The sequence below is a fragment of the Bradyrhizobium sp. USDA 336 genome, assembly GCF_044908355.1.
Lineage (GTDB): Bacteria > Pseudomonadota > Alphaproteobacteria > Rhizobiales > Xanthobacteraceae > Bradyrhizobium > Bradyrhizobium yuanmingense.
The window spans coordinates 1,178,051-1,199,274 of record NZ_JBIYDC010000002.1 but is presented as its reverse complement, the minus strand read 5'-3'; the positions used below and the strand labels follow the sequence as shown (position 1 = coordinate 1,199,274).

18 protein-coding genes and 1 pseudogene are annotated in these 21,224 nt (G+C 64.8%); 4 read left to right on the top strand and 15 right to left on the bottom strand.

Going from position 1 to position 21,224, the window contains the following annotated elements; translation table 11 throughout:
• Positions 1 to 5 precede the first annotated feature (5 nt).
• Both ABIA45_RS06550 and dmeF read right to left on the bottom strand, forming a co-directional pair.
• Complete coding sequence (locus ABIA45_RS06550; RefSeq protein ID WP_404651435.1) at positions 6 to 1,838, bottom strand: adenylate/guanylate cyclase domain-containing protein; 1,833 nt, start codon at positions 1,836 to 1,838, stop codon at positions 6 to 8.
• Between the two features lie 288 nt (positions 1,839 to 2,126).
• Complete coding sequence (gene dmeF / locus ABIA45_RS06545) at positions 2,127 to 3,089, bottom strand: CDF family Co(II)/Ni(II) efflux transporter DmeF (protein WP_404651433.1); 963 nt, start codon at positions 3,087 to 3,089, stop codon at positions 2,127 to 2,129.
• Positions 3,090 to 3,283: 194 nt separating this feature from the next.
• On the opposite strand from dmeF, the gene ABIA45_RS06540 reads away from it, so the two are divergent.
• The 3 genes from ABIA45_RS06540 (at position 3,284) to ABIA45_RS06530 (ending at position 5,836) form a co-directional block, all read left to right on the top strand.
• Complete coding sequence (locus tag ABIA45_RS06540; RefSeq protein ID WP_157287371.1) at positions 3,284 to 4,102, top strand: chromate resistance protein ChrB domain-containing protein; 819 nt, start codon at positions 3,284 to 3,286, stop codon at positions 4,100 to 4,102.
• Positions 4,102 to 5,484, top strand: a complete 1,383-nt coding sequence (gene chrA / locus ABIA45_RS06535) for a chromate efflux transporter (RefSeq protein WP_404651431.1) — start codon at positions 4,102 to 4,104, stop codon at positions 5,482 to 5,484. Before ABIA45_RS06540 ends, chrA begins: the two co-directional genes overlap by 1 nt.
• An 88-nt stretch (positions 5,485 to 5,572) precedes the next feature.
• The gene (locus ABIA45_RS06530) at positions 5,573 to 5,836 is read left to right on the top strand and encodes a hypothetical protein (protein ID WP_157287369.1); all 264 of its coding nucleotides are present in this window, start codon (positions 5,573 to 5,575) and stop codon (positions 5,834 to 5,836) included.
• A gap of 645 nt (positions 5,837 to 6,481) precedes the next feature.
• Here ABIA45_RS06530 and ABIA45_RS06525 read toward each other — a convergent pair.
• From ABIA45_RS06525 to recO, 5 genes and pseudogenes are all read right to left on the bottom strand, one after another.
• Positions 6,482 to 8,021, bottom strand: a pseudogene (locus ABIA45_RS06525) (GMC family oxidoreductase).
• Between the two features lie 4 nt (positions 8,022 to 8,025).
• The gene (locus tag ABIA45_RS06520) at positions 8,026 to 9,576 is read right to left on the bottom strand and encodes an ABC transporter substrate-binding protein (RefSeq protein ID WP_404651430.1); all 1,551 of its coding nucleotides are present in this window, start codon (positions 9,574 to 9,576) and stop codon (positions 8,026 to 8,028) included.
• Between the two features lie 393 nt (positions 9,577 to 9,969).
• A complete protein-coding gene (parC, locus tag ABIA45_RS06515) occupies positions 9,970 to 12,228 on the bottom strand; it encodes a DNA topoisomerase IV subunit A (protein WP_404651429.1) in 2,259 nt (752 codons plus the stop codon).
• Positions 12,229 to 12,292: 64 nt separating this feature from the next.
• Positions 12,293 to 12,577 (bottom strand): hypothetical protein, encoded by a 285-nt coding sequence (locus tag ABIA45_RS06510; protein ID WP_404651427.1) that lies wholly within the window; start codon positions 12,575 to 12,577, stop codon positions 12,293 to 12,295.
• A gap of 100 nt (positions 12,578 to 12,677) precedes the next feature.
• The gene (gene recO / locus ABIA45_RS06505; RefSeq protein WP_404651426.1) at positions 12,678 to 13,430 is read right to left on the bottom strand and encodes a DNA repair protein RecO; all 753 of its coding nucleotides are present in this window, start codon (positions 13,428 to 13,430) and stop codon (positions 12,678 to 12,680) included.
• On the opposite strand from recO, the gene ABIA45_RS06500 reads away from it, so the two are divergent.
• On the top strand, positions 13,386 to 13,793 hold the full coding sequence (locus ABIA45_RS06500; protein WP_404546460.1) for a hypothetical protein: 408 nt from the start codon (positions 13,386 to 13,388) through the stop codon (positions 13,791 to 13,793). The two genes, recO and ABIA45_RS06500, sit on opposite strands and share 45 nt — an antisense overlap.
• A 4-nt stretch (positions 13,794 to 13,797) precedes the next feature.
• Here ABIA45_RS06500 and ABIA45_RS06495 read toward each other — a convergent pair whose 3' ends face one another.
• The 8 genes from ABIA45_RS06495 to rpoZ form a co-directional block, all read right to left on the bottom strand.
• Positions 13,798 to 14,178, bottom strand: coding sequence for a hypothetical protein (locus ABIA45_RS06495; protein ID WP_275510117.1), 381 nt, complete (start codon positions 14,176 to 14,178; stop codon positions 13,798 to 13,800).
• Between the two features lie 21 nt (positions 14,179 to 14,199).
• Positions 14,200 to 15,126 (bottom strand): GTPase Era, encoded by a 927-nt coding sequence (gene era / locus ABIA45_RS06490; protein WP_404651424.1) that lies wholly within the window; start codon positions 15,124 to 15,126, stop codon positions 14,200 to 14,202.
• Positions 15,116 to 15,937: a ribonuclease III gene (rnc, locus tag ABIA45_RS06485; RefSeq protein ID WP_271538101.1), complete on the bottom strand. Its 822-nt coding sequence runs from the start codon at positions 15,935 to 15,937 to the stop codon at positions 15,116 to 15,118. Before rnc ends, era begins: the two co-directional genes overlap by 11 nt.
• Entirely contained in the window at positions 15,934 to 16,698 is a 765-nt protein-coding gene (lepB, locus tag ABIA45_RS06480) for a signal peptidase I (RefSeq protein WP_036015031.1), read from the bottom strand. The genes rnc and lepB overlap by 4 nt, the downstream gene beginning before the upstream one ends.
• Positions 16,699 to 16,947: 249 nt before the next feature.
• Complete coding sequence (gene acpS / locus ABIA45_RS06475; RefSeq protein ID WP_025036721.1) at positions 16,948 to 17,367, bottom strand: holo-ACP synthase; 420 nt, start codon at positions 17,365 to 17,367, stop codon at positions 16,948 to 16,950.
• Positions 17,364 to 18,116, bottom strand: a complete 753-nt coding sequence (locus tag ABIA45_RS06470) for a pyridoxine 5'-phosphate synthase (protein WP_157287360.1) — start codon at positions 18,114 to 18,116, stop codon at positions 17,364 to 17,366. Before ABIA45_RS06470 ends, acpS begins: the two co-directional genes overlap by 4 nt.
• 45 nt (positions 18,117 to 18,161) lie before the next feature.
• Complete coding sequence (locus tag ABIA45_RS06465; protein ID WP_271538102.1) at positions 18,162 to 20,450, bottom strand: bifunctional (p)ppGpp synthetase/guanosine-3',5'-bis(diphosphate) 3'-pyrophosphohydrolase; 2,289 nt, start codon at positions 20,448 to 20,450, stop codon at positions 18,162 to 18,164.
• 205 nt (positions 20,451 to 20,655) lie between these two features.
• Positions 20,656 to 21,048 (bottom strand): DNA-directed RNA polymerase subunit omega, encoded by a 393-nt coding sequence (rpoZ, locus tag ABIA45_RS06460; RefSeq protein WP_007603391.1) that lies wholly within the window; start codon positions 21,046 to 21,048, stop codon positions 20,656 to 20,658.
• Between the last annotated feature and the right edge of the window lie 176 nt (positions 21,049 to 21,224).

The window sequence follows — 21,224 nt, the reverse complement described above, 5'->3', positions numbered from 1 at the left end:
GTTAGTCAGCCTGTCGTCGGTAGTCCTGCCACTTCGAGGCAACGAGCCCAGTGCCTGCCTGTTTCGAGATGCGCATTGGGGAGGCGCCCGATGTATCGATCTACGGTCAAATGCGGCTCGAGCTCGCGCATCTTGCCCAAGGCTTCGCGGGCCTCCGCGACCCGTCCCTGCGAAACGAGTGCGATAGCGAGGACCCGCCACGTGGATGGATGCATGCGATTGAGAATGAGAGATGAGCGCGCGAGCTCTTCCGCCTCGTCGTATCGATGCGCCGATAGAAGCGCCGTGGCGCCCAGGGACTCGAAATAATACCGCTGCGGATCGAGCGGGGAGAGTTTCAGAGCGCGCCGCGTTGCGTCCACGGCTGCCTCGCCGTCGCCTTTGAAGGCGTCGACGGTGCCGCGGTAGAGCCAGCCCAACGCGTGGCTGGGGTTGGCATCGACGGCCTGCTCACACCGCTTTCGGGCAGCGTCCAGGTCCTTCAACATGTGACAATAGACGAAGCCTTCGGTCGCAAGCGCAAGCGCGTCGGACGGGTCACGGTCGAGCGCCGCGCGAGTGGCGCTCAAGGCCTCGGCGGCCTCGCGTTTGCGGTCCTCGGACCAGCCGCGCGTCATGCGCAGGATGTACCAGTTGGCGAGCCAGGCGCGCGGGGCAGCTATTCGGCCGTGGCGATTGATCAGTTCCTCCAGCACCGTCCGGGTCTGGAGAAACTCCTCTCTGCTCGACCGGTGCATCAGGCGGATGCTGCCAAGCAGCAGCGAGTAGCTTTCTAGCGTCGGTAACGGCTGGGTCAGGATATGCTCGACCTCGGCATCGAAGACCGACAGATGCACTGCAGCGGCGATGCGGTGAGCCAGTTCGCTCTCCGGCTGCAGCAGATCGCCGATATTGCCGCTCAGGCGGTCGGTCCAGACGACTTGATTGGTTCGCGCCGCGGACAGCTCCGCCGTCACCAGAATCCGGTCCGCATCGACCACATAGCTGCCGCTGAGAATGTAGGTGGCACCGAGATGCGCCGATACTTCCGCCACATCGCTGACCCTGCCGCGAAATATATTGGTCGACAGACGCGAGATCACCTTGAGGTTCGCCGATCTGGAGAGGCACCAGATCACGCTGTCCGCGATCAGGTTACCGACGTCGAGATGCTCCTCCGCGTCCTTGCGCGCGTCGAAGGGGATGACGGCGATTGTCGGCTCCATGGGAGTTCCATAGTCTCGCCGAGCTGCGAGGCTTGGGTGTGGACTAGCCGGACCAACGCGGTAGGCGCGAACCGGCTTGTCAAAGTGCTTGAGGATACAGTCGCCCAAATCTTCGCACAGCGCATCCACTCCGTGCGTCAACTCGTCGCGCGCCGCAGCGCTGCCAATCGTCTCCCCCGGACTGGCCAGGCTGGCAAGAGCTGTCGCCAGTTGCTCATGCGCGGCCTCGCTGGCAATGGTTTCACCGGGACCGGCAAGAGTTGCGAGCCGGGCTGCGAGGTTGATACCGGTGCCATAGATGTCGGTGCCGTCACTCCAGGCGGTGGAGGAGTTGATCCCCGCACGAAGCTGGAAGTGTTCATCTTCAGGCCGCCCGGTGTTCTGAACGGAGATACTCCGGTGCATTTCGGCGGCGGCATTGACGGCATCGCGCACGGATTCGAAGCGGGCCATGAGCCCGTCTCCGAGGCTCTTCACGAGGCCGCCGCGATAACGCGGCAGAATTTGGCCGGTGGCAAGTTGGACGAAGTCGGTCCATCGACGCACCGCGGACGCCTCATGCTCCCGCATCAGACGCACGGACTCGACGAGGTCGACCAAGAGGACCACGGTGTCCTGCTGCACGAGGCCCATTGCTCGTCTCTCCGAAGCCCGGCCTCCGCTGACCGGGCTCTCAGGTGAATGGCCCTTAAGGCCGGTACTGCTTCACTTCCTTGATGTTGACCGGACCTTGCCCGGCAGTTGCGAACTCAGCGCACGCACGCCCTCATCGAGCGCACGTCAATCCATACTGCGCAGCTGGCCGCTCGGTTATGAACCAGATCACGATTTGCGAAACGCCCGGGTGGGTCGCAATCGCGACAACTCAAAATGAAAACGCAAACTTCTTCTCGTCATGCGCGAAGTCACGTTCACTCACCGCTAATGCGGGCAGGTCTCGACCTCGACCGTGACGTGGCTGAGGCCCTTCAGCCCCGCGAGCCGCCGCTTGTAGACGGCCGGCTGCTTCGGCTTGTCCGACACCACCGAAAGCAGCACGGCACAATGGCCGGGGCCGACCTGCCAGAGATGCAGGTCGGTCACGCGATCCTCGCCGACCTCCATGCGGGCGCGGATCACCCGCTCCAGCTTCTCGTCGGCGCGCACGTCCAGCAACACCGCACCCGATGATTTGATCAGGCCGAATGCCCAGCTGGCGATCACGGCGCTGCCGATCAGGCCCACCGCCGGGTCGGCCCAGATCCAGCCCGTATACATCGCGACGGCAAGCGCTGCGATCGCCAACACGGACGTTGCGGCATCGGTCATGACATGGACATAGGCCGCGCGGAGGTTGTTGTCGTGGTGATGGTGGTGACGATCGTGCTCGTGGTCATGCCCGGCGTGGTCGTCGTGCGCATGGCCATGACCGTGATGGTGATGATCGTGGCTGTCGCGCAGCAGCCACACGCTGGCGAGATTGACGCACAGTCCGAGAGCAGCCACGGCCATGGCCTCGCCGTAGACGATCGGCACCGGATTGATCAACCGTAGCACGCTCTCATAGGCGATCTCGACCGCGATCAGGCCGAGGATGATCGCGCTGGCGAAGGCGGCAAGATCGCCGAACTTGCCGGTGCCGAAGGTGAAATGCGCATTCCCCAGATGCCGCCGCGCGAAGCGATAGGCGAAGGCGGCAATGCCGAGCGCCGCCGCATGGGTGCCCATGTGCCAGCCGTCGGCGAGCAGCGCCATCGAACCGAACAGCGAGCCGGCGACGATCTCGCCGACCATCATGACCAGCGTCAGCACGACCACGAACCAGGTGCGGCGCTCGTTGTCGTCGTGCTTCTCGCCCAGGAAGGCGTGGTCATGGGTCCATTGTTCGATGGAATGGGAATGCATCGACTTCTCCTGAAGATTCAGCTCTGTTGGCCTCCAATATAGACGGCAGGCACCAATTTTCTAAGGACCAATGGTCCCGCGGATTGACAGTGCTTCTTAGTTTCGCTGTAATCTGCGCCATGGGGATTTGAGCGATCTCCCCACGAGGCGACAGGCCCAAGCATCGCGTCCCGTTTGGTTCTCGAGGACGCATCATGTCTACATTCACGACCATCTCATCCGACAAAATGGCACGGCTGATCGGCACGGCGAATGCGCCGGTTCTGATCGATGTGCGCACCGAGCAGGATTTCGCCGCCGACCGGCGGCTGATTCCCGGCTCCATCAAGCTCGGCCACGACAACGTGGCGGAATGGGGCGGCGCCTTCGCCGGCCGCCGCGCCGTGGTCTCCTGCCTCCGCGGCGAGAAGCTCGCGCAAGGCACCGCGGCCTGGTTACGCCAGCTCGGCGCGCAGGCCGAAACGCTGGAGGGCGGCTTCGAGGGCTGGAAGGCGGCCAAGCTGCCGCTGGTCGACGCCCGCAAGCTGCCGCCGCGCGATGCCAAGGGGCGCACCGTCTGGGTGACGCGGGCGCGGCCGAAGGTCGACCGCATCGCCTGCCCGTGGCTGATCCGCCGCTTCATCGATCCGGCCGCAGTGTTCCTCTATGTCGCGCCGTCCGAGGTGGTCGCCGTCGGCGAGCGGTTCGGCGCAGCGCCCTTCGACATCGAGAACGTGTTCTGGAGCCACCGCGGCGAGCTCTGCACCTTCGACGTGATGATCGAGGAGTTCGGCATCGCGACTCCGCCCCTGCTGCGCCTCGCGACGCTGGTGCGCGGCGCCGACACCGCGCGACCCGACCTCGCACCGGAGGCGCCCGGCCTGCTCGCAGCCTCGCTCGGGCTGTCGCGCATGTATGACGACGACCTCGAGCAGCTCGAGGCCGGCATGCTGCTCTATGATGCCTTCTACCGCTGGTGCCGCGACGCCACCACCGAGACTCACAATTGGCCGACCAACAAGGTGAAGGCGTAATGGACGTTCGCGCCGATCAAACGGGAGCTGGTGCCGGTCACGGCATCAGCTTCAGCGAAGCTTTCCGCGTCTGGCTCCGTGTCGCCTGCTTGAGCTTTGGCGGGCCCGCGGGCCAGATCGCGGTGATGCACCGCATCCTGGTCGAGGAGAAGAAGTGGATCTCCGAGGGCCGTTTCCTGCATGCGCTGAACTATTGCATGCTGCTGCCGGGACCCGAGGCGCAGCAGCTCGCGACCTATGTCGGCTGGCTGATGCATCGCACCGCCGGCGGGCTGATGGCGGGCGGGCTGTTCATCCTGCCCGGCATCATCGCCATCATGGGCCTCAGCTACATCTATGCTGCCTTCGGCAATGTCAGCTTCGTCGAGGCGCTGTTCTTCGGGCTCAAGGCGGCCGTGCTCGCCATCGTCGTCGAGGCCGTAGTGCGCGTCGGCAAGCGCGCGCTGAAGAACCGCATCATGATCGCGCTCGCGGCCGCGGCCTTCGTCGCGATTTTCTTCTTCGCGGTCCCCTTCCCGATCATCATCATCGCCGCCGGCCTCATCGGTTATGCCGGCGCCCGAAGCGGCCGTCCGGAATTCGCGCCGGCCGGTCACGGCCATGGCGGCGGCGCAGCGATCGACAGCATGCTCGGCGAGGCCGTGCCCGATCACGTCCGCCCCAACACGGCGCGCGCGATCCGCGTCGGTGCATTGTGGCTGGCGCTTTGGCTGGTGCCGGTGATCGCGCTGCTAATGGGCTTCGGCGAGGCCAACGTATTTAGCCAGATCGCCTTGTTCTTCTCGAAGATGGCGCTGGTCACGTTCGGCGGCGCCTATGCGGTGCTGGCCTATGTCGCCCAGCAGGCGGTCGAGCATTATCATTGGCTCAAGCCGCATGAGATGCTCGACGGTCTCGGCATGGCCGAGACCACGCCGGGCCCGCTGATCATGGTGCTGCAATTCGTGGGCTTCATGGCGGCCTATCGCGACCCCGGCGGACTGTCGCCGATGCTGGCGGCAACCTACGGCGGCCTGCTCGCGACCTGGGTCACCTTCACGCCCTGCTTCCTCTGGATCTTCGTCGGCGCGCCCTATATCGAGCGCCTGCGCGGCAACGCGGGCCTCGCCGGCGCGCTCAGTGCGATCACTGCCGCCGTCGTCGGTGTGATCCTCAACCTCTCAATCTGGTTCGCGCTGCACACCCTGTTCCGCGAGACTGTACCGGTGCATGCGTTTCCGCTGAACTACGACATGCCGGTGCTCAGAAGCGTCGACGTGCCTGCGCTGGTGCTGGCAATCGCGGCGGCAACTGCGATCTTCCGCTTCAAGCTCGGCATGCTGACGGTGCTGGCGGGCAGCTGCGCGGCGGGCGTGGCGTTGCGGATGGCCGGGGTGATCTGATGCCAGGGACGTGACTAATCGTGAGTCCAGGATGAGTTGGAACGCCGCGGCCGAACGCCACCTAAGCAGGGGGTTTGGAGAAACAGCGATGCGTTTCATTCTGGCTTTGAGTTTTCTGATCACCTTGGTCGGCGCTGCCGACGCCGCACAGCCGCGTCATCCACACCGGCGGCACGCGATTGTCCATTCCGGTCAGGGTATGGTCCCGTCCGGTCCAGCTTCGGGCTTCGCCTACGCGCCGCCGCCGGAAACCTCAGCTTATCCTGGCGCCACTGAACCTTATTTCGGCGCTTCTCAAGGTTACGCGCCCGGCGAAAAGGAGCGGTTTCTCCGCAGCTTGTTCAGTCCATAGACCCGTTCCACCTTGGGCCGGCTCGCTGATGCCGCGGGAAAGCTGCTGAGTCGAACTCAGCAGCCTTCCCTTATTCATGTATAAGCTTCACGTATAAGCTTCACGTATAAGCGCCGACGTTTGTTAGCGTCGGGTTGGATCGTTTGTGCCGCCCGGACGGATGGTCTGAGGACCGCCCTGGCCGGAACCCGCGCCACTGCCGCCGCCGGCGCCTACGCTGGATCCCGTCGAACTGCCGGTACCTGCATCGCCCGCTCCTGTTCCACCCGCCGCGCCGCTCGTTCCGCCGCTGGTTCCTCCGGCCCCGGCGCTAGCGCCCGCACCCGCGCCGCCCGCTCCACCTGCGCCTGCCCCGCCTCCGGCACCTCCGCCCGCCTGCGCATGGGCGAACCCGATCGACGCGCCAGCAAGCAACGCACACATGGCTACTGAGAAGATTGTCTTTCGCATTGTTCAAACTCCGATTGACGATGACATGCCAATCGAAGCCGCGCGCAAACGTTCCTGATGATATTCGTCGGAGGCTTCCGACGTTCGTAGGAACGATGTTGCGCAACGTTGAATTGAGTCTAGGTCCCGCCACTCGTCCATCTTCCGCGACGCAGGCATGACTCAACACAATGCGTCTTGAATCCCGGCTGCCGGCTACCGCATCATCATCCGCGCGATCGCTTCCCCGATCACCACCGTCGTGAAGTGCGTGTTGGCGCGGCAATCGGACGGCATGATCGAGGCGTCGGCGACGCGAAGGCCGCTGATCCCTTTCACGGTGCCGTCGGGGTTGACCACGCCATCGGGGTCGTTCCCGCCGCTCATGCGGCAGCTGCCGGCGGCATGCTGGATGTCGCCGGTCTCGCGGCGCAGCACCGCTTCGAGCTCGTGATCGGGCAGGCTGGCGGCCTGCGGCAGCGTCAGATCCGTGTCAGCGAGCCTGATCCAGTTGGCGATGCCGGACAGCGCCGGCTGCGACGTGATGACCGCGAGGCGTTTCACCGCATCGATCATGCGCAGCGCGCGGATCGGCCAGCATGTTCTCCTCGACGACCGGATCGATTGCAGGGTCGGTCGAGGCCAGCTTGAGCGTCCCGCGCGAATAGGCGTTGAACAGCCCCGCGCCAATCGCTCCGGGGTTCCCGATGCCGCGATGATTGAAGGCGATCAGGATCATGTCACGCTTGCCGCCATTGGCGAGGCCCGAGGAATAGGTCACGCAGCAATTGGTGTGGCGCGTATCGGGATCGGTGGGACGAAGCTCGTCCCGGAGCTGGATCGTGGCGCGAAACAGTGGGTGATCGAAGAAGTGGCGGCCGACCGGCAGATCGCGCGCGACCGCAATCCCCATTGCCTTCAACTCCTCGGCCGGCCCGATGCCCGAGCGCAGCAGGATTGCCGGACTGTGGATGGCGCCGGCGCACAGCACGATCTGGCGTGCGCTGATCTCGTGGGTGCCCTGCCCCTCGACATGAACGCGGACGCCGGTCGCCCGTCCGTCGCTGATCAGCACGCGATCGACCAGCGCATGCCCGCGGATCTCCAGGTTGGCGCGCCCGCGCGCGGGCTCGAGATAGCCCTCGTTGGTGGTGATGCGGCGCAAGTTGCGGCTGTTGATGGGGTAGCACGCAACGCCCTCGCCGTCCGGACCATTGACGTCGGCGCACCAGGGATAGCCGCTCGCCAGCGCCGCATCGCGCAAGCCGCGGTCGATCGGACCCCACTTTTCCAGAGGCGCGCGGTAGACCGGCAGCGGCCCGCCGCGGCCGTGGCCAGCGGCATCGCCGAATTCCAGATCGTCCTCGATCACCGAGAACAGCGGCATCACCTCTTTCGCCGACCAGCCGGTGCAGCCATTGGCCGCCCATTCGTCGAACGCATCGGCAACGCCGCGGAGCGCGATCTGGCCGTTCATCATCGATGAGCCGCCGAGCCCCTTGCCGCGCCAGTAGAAGCGCGGCTCCTGCCCCGCGACGCGGCGCGTCAGAAGATCGGGCCATTGCCATTTCTCCTGGTACTCGCGCTTGTGGATGATCGGGATCGGATTCGGCGTCCTCACCTCCCAGGGCGCCTCGTCGGCGCGCCAATCGAGCCCCGCTTCGAGCAGCAGGACCCGCCGTGCGGGATCTTCGGAGAGCCTTGCGGCCACGGCGGCGCCGGCGGAGCCGCCGCCGACAACAATGACATCGTGCATCGCGCTACTTCTCAACGTTCCAGAACACCGGGATGGCGGACGGTATCAGACCGCGCAAAGTCGCGCGATAGGCGGCCGGCTGCGCGAACTGGCCCCACGGGATTCCGGGCGCCTGATCGTACATGACGGCCTGGATCTCGCCCGCGATCTTCTTCCGGTCCGCCTCGGCCGGCGCCTTGGCGAAGGCTTCCATCAGAGGGGTGATACGCGCATCGCATTGCCAGCCGGTGAAGTCGGCACAGTTGAAGGCGACCATGACATTGGTCAGCGGCGAGCCGAGGTCAAAGCCGCCGGCGTGAACGCCATAGACGCTCCAGCCCTCCTTCTTGGCGCGGCGCGCCAGCACGCTCGCCCAGTCCATCACCTGCAGATCGACATTGAAGCCGGCCGCCTTCAGCCGCTCGGCGAGCACCTGCGCCGAAACGCGCGGGGCTTCGAGATCGTTGGCCTGCATCACGATGACGGGCTCGCCGGCATATTTGGTCGCCTTCAGTGCAGCCTTCGCCGCTTCGATCGAAGGCTTTGCGGCGGCTTCCGTGCCAGCCTTGCTCTCGTATGTGGTGCCGCAGGTGAAGTAGGTCGCGCAAGGGGTGGCGTATTTGGCGTCGAGCCCGAGCGCATCCAGCACTTCGCGCTGGTCGACCAGCTTCCACAGCACGCGGCGGATTTCTGGATCATCGAACGGCTTCGAGGCCGCGTTGAGACGGTAGGCGCCGGCGAACATGTTGCCGCCGGTGAAGTTGACGAGCTTGACGCGCGTGTTCTTCTCCAGCTGCGGCAGCAGATCGAACGGCGCGTACTGCATGAAATCGATTTCGCCGGCCTGCAGCGCAGAGGCGGCAGTCGCACCATCGGGAATGACGCGGACCTCGAGCGTGTCGACATTGACGCGCTTGCCGCCGGCCAGGAAGTCCGCGGGCTCGGGACGCGGCACATAGTCGCCGAACTTCTTCAGGATCATGCGGTCGCCGGTACGGTGGTCGGCCTTGCTGTAGACGAACGGGCCGGAGCCGACGATCTCGGTGATGCACTGGTCGCCGGGCGTCTTCGCGATGCGCTCGGGCATCATGAAAGCGACCGGGCTGACGGGATTGCCGAGCGCGTCGATGACGAGCCCGGACGGCTCCTTCAGCGTCAGCACGAAGGTTTTCGCATCGACCGGCTCGAGCGACGCCGTGATCGCGAAAATGCGGCGGCCGAGCGCGCTGCGGGTGCCCCAGCGGCGCAGCGACGCCACGCAATCGGCTGATGTGACCGGCTGGCCGTCATGCCATTTGAGGCCATCGCGCAGCGTGAATGTATAAGTCAAGCCATCGGGCGAGACCTTCCAGTCCTGCACCATTTGCGGCTTGATGTCGCCCTTGGCATCCTTCGCAAACAGCGTGTCGAACACCATGTAGCCGAACGTGCGCGAAATATAGGCCGTGGAGAAATGCGGATCGAGCGTGACGATCTCCGCCTCGAGCACCGCGACGAGATTGCCCACCGCATGCGCGGGCGCCGCCGCCAGCGCAAGGCCGAACAGCGCGGGAATGAAAGCCTTCAGTTTGAACATTGGAGTGTTTTTGCCTTTTGACCAGCCGTTTGCAGTCGCCAGGAAAAAGCAATGTTCGTGCCCGCACGTATGCGCTCATAGCTAGCTGCCACGCGTCTGCAGGATTCACACTTTTAAGTTGGAGAGCGGCGCTATCGCACCTTTTCATTGCGAGCGCAGCGAAGCAATCCAGAGTGTCTCCGCGGGGGGATTCTGGATTGCTTCGCTGCGCTTGCAATGATGGTGGGGAAGCAGAGTGCACAACACTCTCGTGCCCCGGACGCAGCGCAGCGTCACTTCGACGGTGCGCTGCTGAGCCGGGGCCCATGTCGCCGAGCAATCCGTGCAGCGTGGGTCCCGGCTCTGCGCAGCAACGCAAGATGCGTTGCAGCGCGTCCGGGACACCAGAGTGCCCTACCCGATGCCCCGGCCGAACTTGTTCGACTTCGGGAAACCCTTCGGCGGCAGGCGGCCGGCGTCGGCGCGGGTGCCTTGCCACTCCGCCAGCTCCTTCATGGTCGCGGAGAATTCGCGTCCTGCGGAATCCTTCCAGGTCAGGCCCGCCTTGGCGTCGAATACCGCAACGTCGGACAGGCCGCCGTCCTTGTATTTCTGCAGGCGCACGCCGCGGCCGCGGGCCATTTCCGGTACCTGGTCGAGCGGGAAGACCAGCATCTTGCGGTTCTCGCCGATGACGGCGACGGTGTCGCCCGTCACCTCGGTGATCGCGCGGGCCTCGTTTGGCATGTCCACGTTGAGGACCTGCTTGCCCTTCTTGGTGGTGCCGACGCAATCGTCCTCGTTGACCACAAAACCCTGGCCCTCGTGGCTGGCGACCAGGAATTTGCGGCCACCCTTGTTGACGAACAGCGCGACGGGCGCGGCCTCCTGCTCGAGGTCGATGAACAGGCGGATCGGCTCGCCATGGCCGCGGCCGCCCGGCAGCTTCGCAACGTCGAGCGAGTAGAACTTGCCGTTGGTGGCGAACAACAGCAGCTTCGAGGTCGTCTCGGCGAAGAAGGCGAAGCCGAGCTTGTCGTCCTGCTTGAAGGCAAGGCCCGAGAGATCCTCGACATGCCCCTTCATGGTGCGGATCCAGCCCTTGTCGGAGACGACCACCGTCACCGGCTCGCGCTCGACGAAGGCCTCCTCGATCGCGGCGAGGTCGTGCTCCGGCGCATCCGCAAAGGTGGTGCGACGCTTGCCGAGCGGCGTCTTCGGTCCGAACATATCTCGGACCTTGCCGACCTGCTCGCCGACCTTCTTCCACTGCTCGGGCTCGGAGGCGAGCACCGCATTGATGCCCTTGAGCTCGGCGCGGAGGTTCTTGTCCTCGGTACGGATCTCCATCTCCTCGAGCTTGCGCAAGGAGCGCAGGCGCATGTTGAGGATGGCTTCCGCCTGTACCTCGGTGAGCTTGAACACCTTCATCAGCTCGGGCTTCGGCTCATCCTCGGTGCGGATGATCCTGATCACCTTGTCGATGTTCAGATAGGCGATCAGGAAGCCGCCGAGCACTTCCAGCCGATGCTCGATCTGCGCCTTGCGATAGTTGCTGCGGCGGATCAGCACGTCGCGCAGATGGTCGAGCCATTCGCGCAAGCACTCCGCGAGCCCCACGACCTTGGGAATGCGCCCCTTGATCAGGACGTTGAGGTTCAGCGGAATCTTGTTTTCGAGCTCGGTGAGGCGGAACAGCGATTCCATCATCAGGGCCGGATCGACGTTCTTCGACTTTGGCTCGATCACGATGCGGACGTCTTCGGCCGACTCGTCCCTGATGTCGCCGACCAGCGGCAGCTTCTTCTGGTCGAGCAGCTCGGCGACCTTCTCAATCAGCCGCGACTTCTGCACCAGGAATGGGATCTCGGTGACCACGACGGCCCAGGTACCGCGCGCGCCCTCCTCCTGCGTCCACCGCGCCCGGACGCGGAACGAGCCGCGGCCGGTGGTGTAGGCCTCGGCGATCGCGTGCTTGGAATCGACGATGATGCCGCCGGTCGGGAAATCCGGACCCTTGACCCACTTCAACAGCGCCTTCGACTTCGCGTCGGGCTTCTCGATCAGGTGCAGCGCGGCATCGCACAGCTCGGCGGCGTTGTGCGGCGGGATCGAGGTCGCCATGCCGACCGCGATGCCCTGTGCGCCGTTGGCGAGCAGGTTCGGGAAACCGCCCGGCAGCACGATGGGCTCTTTCGACTGGCCGTCGTAATTGGCGCGGAATTCGACGCCGTCCTCGTCGATGCCCTCGAGCAGAAGCCGCGCGACGTCGGTCATGCGCGCTTCGGTGTAACGATAGGCGGCGGGGTTATCGCCGTCGATATTGCCAAAATTACCCTGGCCGTCGACCAGCGGATAGCGCGAGGAGAAATCCTGCGCGAGGCGCACCATGGCGTCGTAGATCGCCTGGTCGCCGTGCGGATGGAACGAGCCCATCACGTCGCCGACGATCTTGGCCGATTTCTTGAAGGCCGTGCCGGGGTCAAGCCTGAGCAGGCGCATGCCGTAGAGGATGCGCCGGTGCACCGGCTTCAGGCCGTCGCGCGCGTCCGGCAGCGCACGGTGCATGATGGTGGAGAGGGCATAAGCGAGATAGCGCTCTTCCAGCGCCTCACGCAGCGGCACCTCGTGGATTTCAGCCGGTTCTTCCGGCGGAACGATTCGTTTTCCCATGCCGCCCGGTTAAACCGTGGAAGCGAATCGGGCAAGGATCGAATGGTTCCCTGTGGGCGGCGTACTAGCCTGCCCAGCCAGCTGTGACGGTCTGGGTTGGGGCCGGACCAGGTGTTTGCGCAGGCGCCGGCGCATTGGTCAGGCAACGGCGGGCGGTCTCGATCTCGGCATCGGTTGCCCCCTTGGACCGCGCCCATGTCTCTGCGGCGGCAGCGGAATATTTCGCCACATAGTACCGCACCACCGTGCACGAGGCCCGGCGAAACCCCCCGGGCTGCGGCTCGCCGGCCATGGCGTCGGGCGCGAATGCAAGCAGCGTCGCGGACAAGGCGAATCCTCTGATGAACATTTGGGCTGTCCCCCGATATGGAACCTTAGCGCCAATCCCGCTCCGGCCGATTTTGTTCCACGACATGCATGCTGCTACGCAAGGCTGGGCAGCCGTTACGTCATGGCACGGGGATCGCCGCCCTCGCCTGCTGCCGCACCAAAGCGTTGATGAAGCCGGCCCGCGCGTCGGAATGGCCCTGGCCGCGCGGCTCCAGCACGTGGCGCAGCAGGAACAGGCCGGTGAGCCGGAAGCCGTCCTGGAGGTCCTGCTCGGTGAGATCGCTGGCGGTTTCGCCCTGGCGCAGGAACGGCGGCAGGCGCAATAGCCGGTCGCGCCACGGCTCGCCTGCGCCGCGGGATACCGCGCCGCCGGACTTCGGCGAGACATAGATCAGGTCCGTGGTCTCGCCGGTCACCGCACAATTGTCCAGCGCCAGGCCGAAACCCAGCTCGGCGAGCATCGCCAGCTCGAAATGGATCAGGTGCACGGCGGCGCTGCCGATGTCGTCGAAATCATCGAGCGCATGTTCGAGCAGCGCAAAGATCTCTTCGTGCGGATCGCGCTCCGGCAACAGCCGCGCGATCGAGGCGAGATGGGTGACGCCGTAGACGCCGTGGGACGATGCCAGCAGCGTGGCCGCGCGCAGCTTCAATCCCTCGATCGTATAAGTGCCCAGATGCTCGTCGAGCCGCGCCCGCCACACCGCACTGACGCTGTTCCCCGGCTGCAGCAGCGGCCGCATCCGCGAGCCGGCGCCACCGCGGACGAGGCCGAGATGCCGGCCATGCGCGCGCGTCAACAGCTCGACGATGGCGCTTGATTCGCCATGCCGCCGGACACCCAGCACGATGCCTTCGTCGGTCCATTCCATGTGCTAAGTATAGCGGGATATGCCTTTATGCAGAAGTTCGGACACGCCCGGATTACGATGGCCAGCATCATTTTCGACTTGATCGCGCTCGTTCTCGAATTGGTGTTCTGGGTTGTCTGGGCGGCCTTGCCGACCGTTTTCTATTTCACTGCACTGGCGCTGCTATTCGTAACCACCTTCGGCAGGATCACTGTCGAATTCCCGGAAAGCTTGAGCCGGATCGGCTGGACAGGCCTCTTGCAGATCAGGCGCCCGGTCGAAGGCCGGATGACACTGTCCCCAGCGCTCGGCGTGATCGTGGGCTTCGTCGTCTGGGCCATCGTCGTGAGCGCGGTCGTCATCTTCCACGCCTACCGGTCGTAACGCCTCAGGCGTTGAACCAGCCCTTCGCATCGCCGGTGAAGGAGAAACACAGGCCCAGCGTCGTCAGCACGCAGGAGACGATCTCAATGGCGCTGTCGAGCTCCAAGCCGTTTTGGGCTATGATCCGGGCAAGCCCGATCACCGACAGTGCCTGCGCGACCGTCAACAACAAGCGCGGCCAGTTCTTGCGCCCATGCGCAGCCAGCCAGACGAGATAGACGAAGAGCAGGATCATGACCCCTCCCGTTAACGTCCTCGTCATGATCACCTGCTCGGTCAGCTCGGCATTGGGCGTGCGGTCCTGCACCGCAACGGACAAGGCGTCCAGCATCAACGATGCATAGAGCAGCGCTTCGAAGCGCTGGACGTTGGTAGGTAGGCTCATCGAATGCCGATCTATTCTTGGCTATTCTTTTGGGAAGTCCAGGCCCATCTCGCGATAGCGATCGGGATCGTCGCCCCAGTTCTCGCGTACCTTGACGAAAAGGAACAGGTGCACCGGCATGTCCAGGATCTGCATCAGCTCTTTCCGCGAGTCGGCGCCGATCGACTTGATGGTGGCGCCGCCCTTGCCGAGCACGATCTTGCGCTGGCTTTCGCGCTCGACGTAGATCGTCTGCTCGATCCGCACCGAATGATCCTTGCGCTCCTCCCACTTGTCGGTCTCGACCGTGGACTGGTACGGCAATTCCTGGTGCAGCTTCTGATAGATCTTCTCGCGGGTGATCTCGGCCGCCAGCTGCCGCATCGGCGCGTCCGACATCTGGTCCTCGGGGTAGAGGAACGGACCCGGCGGCACCATGTCCGCGAGCGTCTTGCGGATGTCGTCGACGCCATCGCCCGAGATCGCCGAAATCATGAAGGTCCTTGCGAACGTCATGCGCTCGTTGGCGGCCTGCGCCAGCGCCAACAGCTTCTCGCGCTGGACCAGATCGACCTTGTTGATGACGAGGATCTTGTCGTGATTGACGCTGGCGGCCTTGGCGAGGATCGCCTCCGCCTCCTCGTCGATCCCGGTCTTCGCATCGAGCAGCACGGAGACCAGATCGGCATCATGCGCCCCGCTCCAGGCGGTCGAGACCATGGCGCGGTCGAGCCGGCGCTTGGGCGAGAAGATGCCGGGCGTGTCGACCAGGATGATTTGCGCGTTGTTCTCGATGACGATGCCGCGGATCAGCGCGCGCGTGGTCTGCACCTTGCGCGAGACGATCGTGACCTTGGCGCCGACCAGCGCGTTGACCAGCGTCGACTTGCCGACATTCGGGGCGCCGATCAGCGCGACGAAGCCGCAGCGCGTCGCGCCGGGTGCCCCGCCGCTTGCTTCAACCGTCATTGCTGCCGCCGACGCCTTCGCGTTCGATCATCACTGACGCTGCCACTTTCTCTGCCGCGCGCTTGCTGCCGCCGATACCCTCGGCCGGGGCCAGGCCCGGCAGATCGACGGCGACACGGAACTGCGGATCGTGATGCGGGCCGGTGCGCTCGACCTCGCGATAGACAGGCGTCGGCAGTCCCTTGCCTTGCGCCCATTCCTGCAGCACGGTCTTGGGATCGCGCAAGGGCCGGCGCGGCTTGTGCATCCGCTCGGTCCAGTTGCGCTTGACGAATTCAGCTGCCGCCGCATGGCCGCCGTCGAGGTAGATGGCGCCGATCACGGCCTCGCAGATGTCGCCGAGGATGGATTTGCGCAGGCGGGCATCGGCACTGGAGCCGACCGAGCCCAGCTTGATGTCGTCGACGAGACCGAGCGACTTGGCGACGTCCGCGCAGCTCTCCTTGCGCACGAGCTCGGCAAGCCGCTTGGACAGCTCGCCCTCATCTGCGTTCGGGAAGGCGTGATACAGCATGTCGGAGACGACGAGCCCGAGCACGTGGTCGCCGAGGAATTCCAGCCGCTGATAGCTGTCGCCTCGCTTGCGCCCGGACTTCAGGGCCGAGACATGCGTGATCGCCTGCATCAGCATATTTGGATCGGCGAAGCTGTGGCCGATCCGCGCCTCGAGCGCCGCGTTGGCATTCGTGCCCTTGGCCTTGCTGCTCCGCGGCCGTTTCTTCTTGGCAGGCGCCTTCGCCGCAGCTTCGCCCTCGGGAGCGGCTTGCGCCTCGGTCGGTTGGATCGCGATGTCCTTGGCTTCGTCTTTCATCGGACGATTTTGAAGAACCGATTCCAGCGCACCGCCCACGGCCAGCGCCAGAGCATCCAGGCGTGCTCGCCTTCAGCGATGGAGAAGAAGATCATCTGGGCGCGGCCGATCAAGTGCTCCTGCGGGACGTAGCCGACCTGGCCGAGAAAGCGGCTATCGGTGGAGTTGTCGCGGTTGTCACCCATCATGAAGAAGTGGCCGGCCGGGACGGTGTAGACGTTGGTGTTGTCCATGTAGCCGTTGTCGGCGCAATCCAGCGTCTCATAGGACACGCCGTTCGGCAGCGTCTCCTTCCAGCGCTTCACCCGGGAGATGCCGCCGCCTTCCGAGCCGCAAGGGTCCTCGCCGACATATTCGCTCATGCGCTGCCGCTCGACGGGCGTATCGTTGATGTAGAGCAGCCCGTCCCGCATCTGGACACGGTCGCCAGGAAGCCCGATCACGCGCTTGATGTAGTCGGTGGAATCGTCCTTCGGCAGGCGAAACACGACGATGTCGCCACGAGCGGGGTCCGAGCCCCAGATCCGCCCGGAGAACAGCGGCGGCGAGAACGGAATCGAATAATGGCTGTAGCCGTAGGAATATTTCGAGACGAACAGATAGTCGCCGACCAGCAGCGTCGCCTTCATCGAGCCGGACGGGATGTTGAAGGGCTGAAACAGGAAGGTGCGGATCACGAGCGCGATCAGGAGAGCATGAATGACGACCCGGATCGTTTCGCCGACGCCGCTCTCAGTTTTCGTTCCCGAAGTCACGCTCATTGCTCTCTCAATTCCGGCCGGCGATCATAGAGCGCCCTCCTCCCGCGAACGGCCCACCGGTTCGCGGCGCAAGGAGATTGTCCTGATTCTGATAGTGAGGGCCAATTCCGGCGTAAAGCCGAATTCGCCCAGGCTGATTTGCGTTCGCGGACTTTTAGACGGTTGTCGGAGGCCACGCAATCAAGGATCGCATCAAAACTGATTAAGATATTGATTTACAAAGAAAAACACAAAACGCCCGAGCCGCGATCAAGGTTTCGGCAGCGGGACGGCGGAAATGACGACAAAGGCCTGCGCCAGCGGCCAGTCGTCGGTGATCGAAAGGTCGATCCGCGCCTCGAACCCCTCCGGCGTCAGGGCCTGGAGCCGCGCCAGCGCGCCGCCGGTCAGCTGCATGGTCGGCCGCCCGCCCGGCAGGTTGACCACCCCCATGTCGCGCCACCAGACGCCGCGCCTGATGCCGGTGCCGAGTGCCTTGGAGCAGGCCTCCTTGGCGGCGAAGCGCTTGGCGTAGGTCGCCACCACCATCTTCTCGTTCTTGGCGCGCCGTTCCGCCTTGGCCCGCTCGGCCGCGGTGAAGATTCGGTCGAGAAAACGCTCGCCGTGGCGCTCGATCACCTTGGCGACGCGGGTGATGTCGATCAGGTCGGAGCCGATGCCGATGATCATGCCCGGCTCCGGCCACGATCCATCGCCGCGCGCATGCTGCGCACGGTCTCGGCCAGCCCCACGAACAGCGCCTCGCCGATCATGTAATAGCCGATGTTCAGCTCCATGATTTCGGGCAAGCTCGCGATCTTCTCCGCCGTCGCATAGTCCAACCCGTGGCCGGCGTGAACCTCAAGTTCGGCGTCCTTCGCCAGCTTCACCCCGGCCACGATCCGCTGCCATTCGGCCTCGGCCTTGTCGGTGTGGCCGTCGACGACGGCATCGCACCAGGCACCGGTGTGGATCTCGATCACGGGGGCGCGCAGCCGTGCCGCCATCTCGATCTGGGCGGGATCGGCCGCAATGAACAGCGAGACGCGGATGCCGGCCTCGCTCAGCCGCGCGATATAGGGCGCGAGCGCGTTGTGCTGGCCGACCACGTCCAACCCGCCTTCGGTCGTCACCTCCTGGCGCCGCTCCGGCACCAGGCACACCGCGTGCGGCTTGGTGGCGAGCGAGATCCGCATCATGTCGTCCGTCGCGGCCATCTCGAAATTGAGCGGCTTGGAGATCTCCGCCTTCAGGCGCGCCATGTCCTCGTCGCGGATGTGCCGGCGGTCCTCGCGCAAATGTGCGGTGATGCCGTCGGCGCCGGCCTCGATCGCGAGCAGCGCGGCGCGCACCGGATCGGGATGGCGGCCGCCGCGCGCGTTACGCACGGTTGCGACGTGATCGATATTGACGCCGAGGCGGAGCGGAGGTGCGGGCATTTCAGAACTCGCGAAATCAGAGGGAGCGGCGCATGCGAGATGCGCCTATCCATTAACACGTTCGACTTTGGCGACGACCGCCTTCGCGCGCAGCTGGGCCAGGATCGCGCTGAGGTGCTTCAAGTCGTAGACTTCGAGATCGATCGTCGTCTCCGTGAAATCGGGCGAGCGGCGCTGCATGCTGATATTGTCGATGTTGCCGTCGTGCTCGGCGATCACGGTCGCGATCTGCGCCAGCGCGCCGGGCTCGTTGACGTTCTCGACCTTGATGCGGGCCGGGAAGCGCTGCGGCGCGGAATCCTCAATGTCCCAGCGGACGTCGAGCCAGCGCTCCGGCTCCTCCTCGAAATCCTTCAGGGCCGGCGCCTGGATCGGATAGATCGTGATGCCCTCGCCCGGCGTGACGATGCCGACAATGCGATCGCCGGGGACGGCGCCTCCGTTCGGCGCGAACTTCACCGGAAGGTCGGAATTGATGCCGCGGATCGGGATCGCGACCGGGCTGCGCGCTGGCTCGGAGACCCCCTTCTCCTTGAGCTTGGCCGCAAGCCCCTTCTTGACGCCGTAGCGCGCGATGCGTTCCTCCTTATAGTCGGGGTACATCGCGCGCGCGACGTGGGAGGCCTTGATCTCGCCGCGCCCGACCGCCGCCATGACGTCCTCGATCGAGGTGCGCGCGAGCCGCGGCAGCGCGCCCTTGAGCTTGTCGTCGGCGTATTCAATCTTGGCGCGCTCGAACAGGCGCTCGACGATGCGCCGGCCGAGCCCGACATATTGATCGCGTACCGCGGTGCGCGTGGCGCGGCGGATCGCGGCGCGCGCCTTGCCGGTGACGGCGAGCGTTTCCCAGGCCGACGGCGGCGCGGACTGCGCCTCCGAGGTCAGCACCTCGACCTCGTCGCCGTTCTGAAGCTCCGAGGACAGCGGCGCGAACTTGCCGTTGATCTTGCAGCCCACCGCGCTGTTGCCGACGTCGGTATGCACCGCATAGGCGAAGTCGATCACGTTGGCATGGCGCGGCAGCGCGATCAGCTTGCCCTTCGGGGTGAAGCAGAACACCTGGTCGTGGAACAGCTCGAGCTTGGTGTGCTCGAGGAATTCCTCCGGGTTCGCGCTTTCCGAGAGGATGCCGATGGTGTGGCGCAGCCAGGCGAACGCGTTGGACTCGCGCTTGAGGAATTCGGTCGGCGAACCCACGCCCTCCTTGTAGAAGACGTGCGCGGCGATGCCGCGCTCGGCGATCTGGTCCATCGCCTCGGTGCGGATCTGCAGCTCGACGCGCTGGTTGCCGGGGCCGATCACCGTGGTGTGGATCGAGCGATAGTCGTTCTGCTTCGGCGTCGAGATATAGTCCTTGAAGCGTCCGGGCACGACCGGCCAGGTGGTGTGGACGATCCCGAGCGCGCGATAGCAGGCCTCGACGTCGCTGACGACGAGGCGGAAGCCGAAGATGTCGGACAATTGCTCGAAGCCGACCGACTTGCGCTCCATCTTGGTCCAGATCGAGAACGGCTTCTTGCGCCGGCCATAGACCCGCGCCCCCAAGCCCCGGTGACGCAGATTGTTGGAGAGCTGGTCCTCGATCTCGCCGATCAGGTTGCGGTTGCGCTCAGCCAGCGCGTCGAGCCGCTGCATCACCACCGAATAGGCTTCGGGATCGAGGGTGCGGAAGGACAGATCCTCCAGCTCCTCGCGCATTTCCTGCATGCCCATGCGCCCCGCCAGCGGCGCGTAGATGTCGAGCGTCTCCTCGGCGATGCGCCGGCGCGATTCCGTCGGCACGAAGTCCAGCGTGCGCATGTTGTGCAGGCGGTCGGCGAGCTTGACCAGAAGCACGCGGACATCGTCGGCAATGGCCAGCAACAATTTGCGCAGGTTCTCGGCCTGCTTGGCCTCGCGCGAGACCAGCTCGAGCCGCTTCAGCTTGGTCAGCCCCTCGACCAGCGCGCCAATTTCAGGTCCGAAGATCTGGTCGATCTCGGCCCGCGTCGCCTCGGTGTCCTCGATCGTGTCGTGCAGCAGCGCCGCCACGATGGTGGCGTCGTCGAGCTTGAGGTCGGTGAGAATCGCCGCCACCTCGAGCGGGTGCGAGAAATACGGATCGCCCGAGGCGCGGGTCTGCGAGCCGTGGGCCTTCATGGCATAGACGTAGGCACGGTTCAGCAGGTCTTCGTTGGTGTTGGGATTGTAGGACCTGACGCGCTCGACGAGGTCATATTGACGCATCATCCGGGCGCGAGGCCTGGCGGGGCGCGCGACCGGCGCAGTCGGGGCCACGGCAACCGATTCGGTTGCGGCCTGCATCTGCGTGGATCTGCGGCGCCGATATACCATGCCGTCCTGCCTTCAAACGGGCTTGAGCCGGCCCGTTGCATATATCCTAACTCCGATCGCGCTCGTGTCCGATCAATTCAGTGACAGGGCCAAGCGCCGACCGCCGCGCTATGGTAACCACGAAAAGGTCAACAAAAGCAAAGGCCCGAACAATCGTTCGGGCCTTTGATATGATCACAAGAAGAAGATGATCGCGACGGAGGAATTACTCGTCTTCCTCGGGCTGCTCCTCGGGAGGCGCGAGGCCTTCCAGGCCCTTCAGCAGCTCCTCTTCGGTCATGCGCTCCACGGCGACCTCGGTGTCGTCGGCATCGACGCTTGCCCCCGCGGAACCGATCAGCGGCACCGTATCCGGCTCGGGCTCGTCCACCTCGACGAACTTCTGCAGCGAGTGGACCAGCTCCTCGCGGAGGTCCTCCGGCGAGATCGTCGTCTCGGCAATTTCACGCAAAGACACAACAGGGTTCTTGTCGTTATCGCGGTCAACCGTTAGTTGTGAACCGGACGAGATCATGCGGGCACGGTGGGCGGCCAGCAGGACCAAGTCAAACCGGTTGTCGACCTTGTCGATACAATCTTCTACGGTGACGCGAGCCATGGACTGTCGCTCCGTTGTGGGTGGGACGAAATATGTGGATGATTGGGGCTAGTTATAGGGGGCGGGACGGTTTCGCAAGACCATTTTGTGATTTGGCCTCGCCAAACCGCTCTGCTACCCCCACATTGGGGCTGGGACGGGTGGTTTTCCGGGCTGCCGTTGGGGGCGGCCCCGGG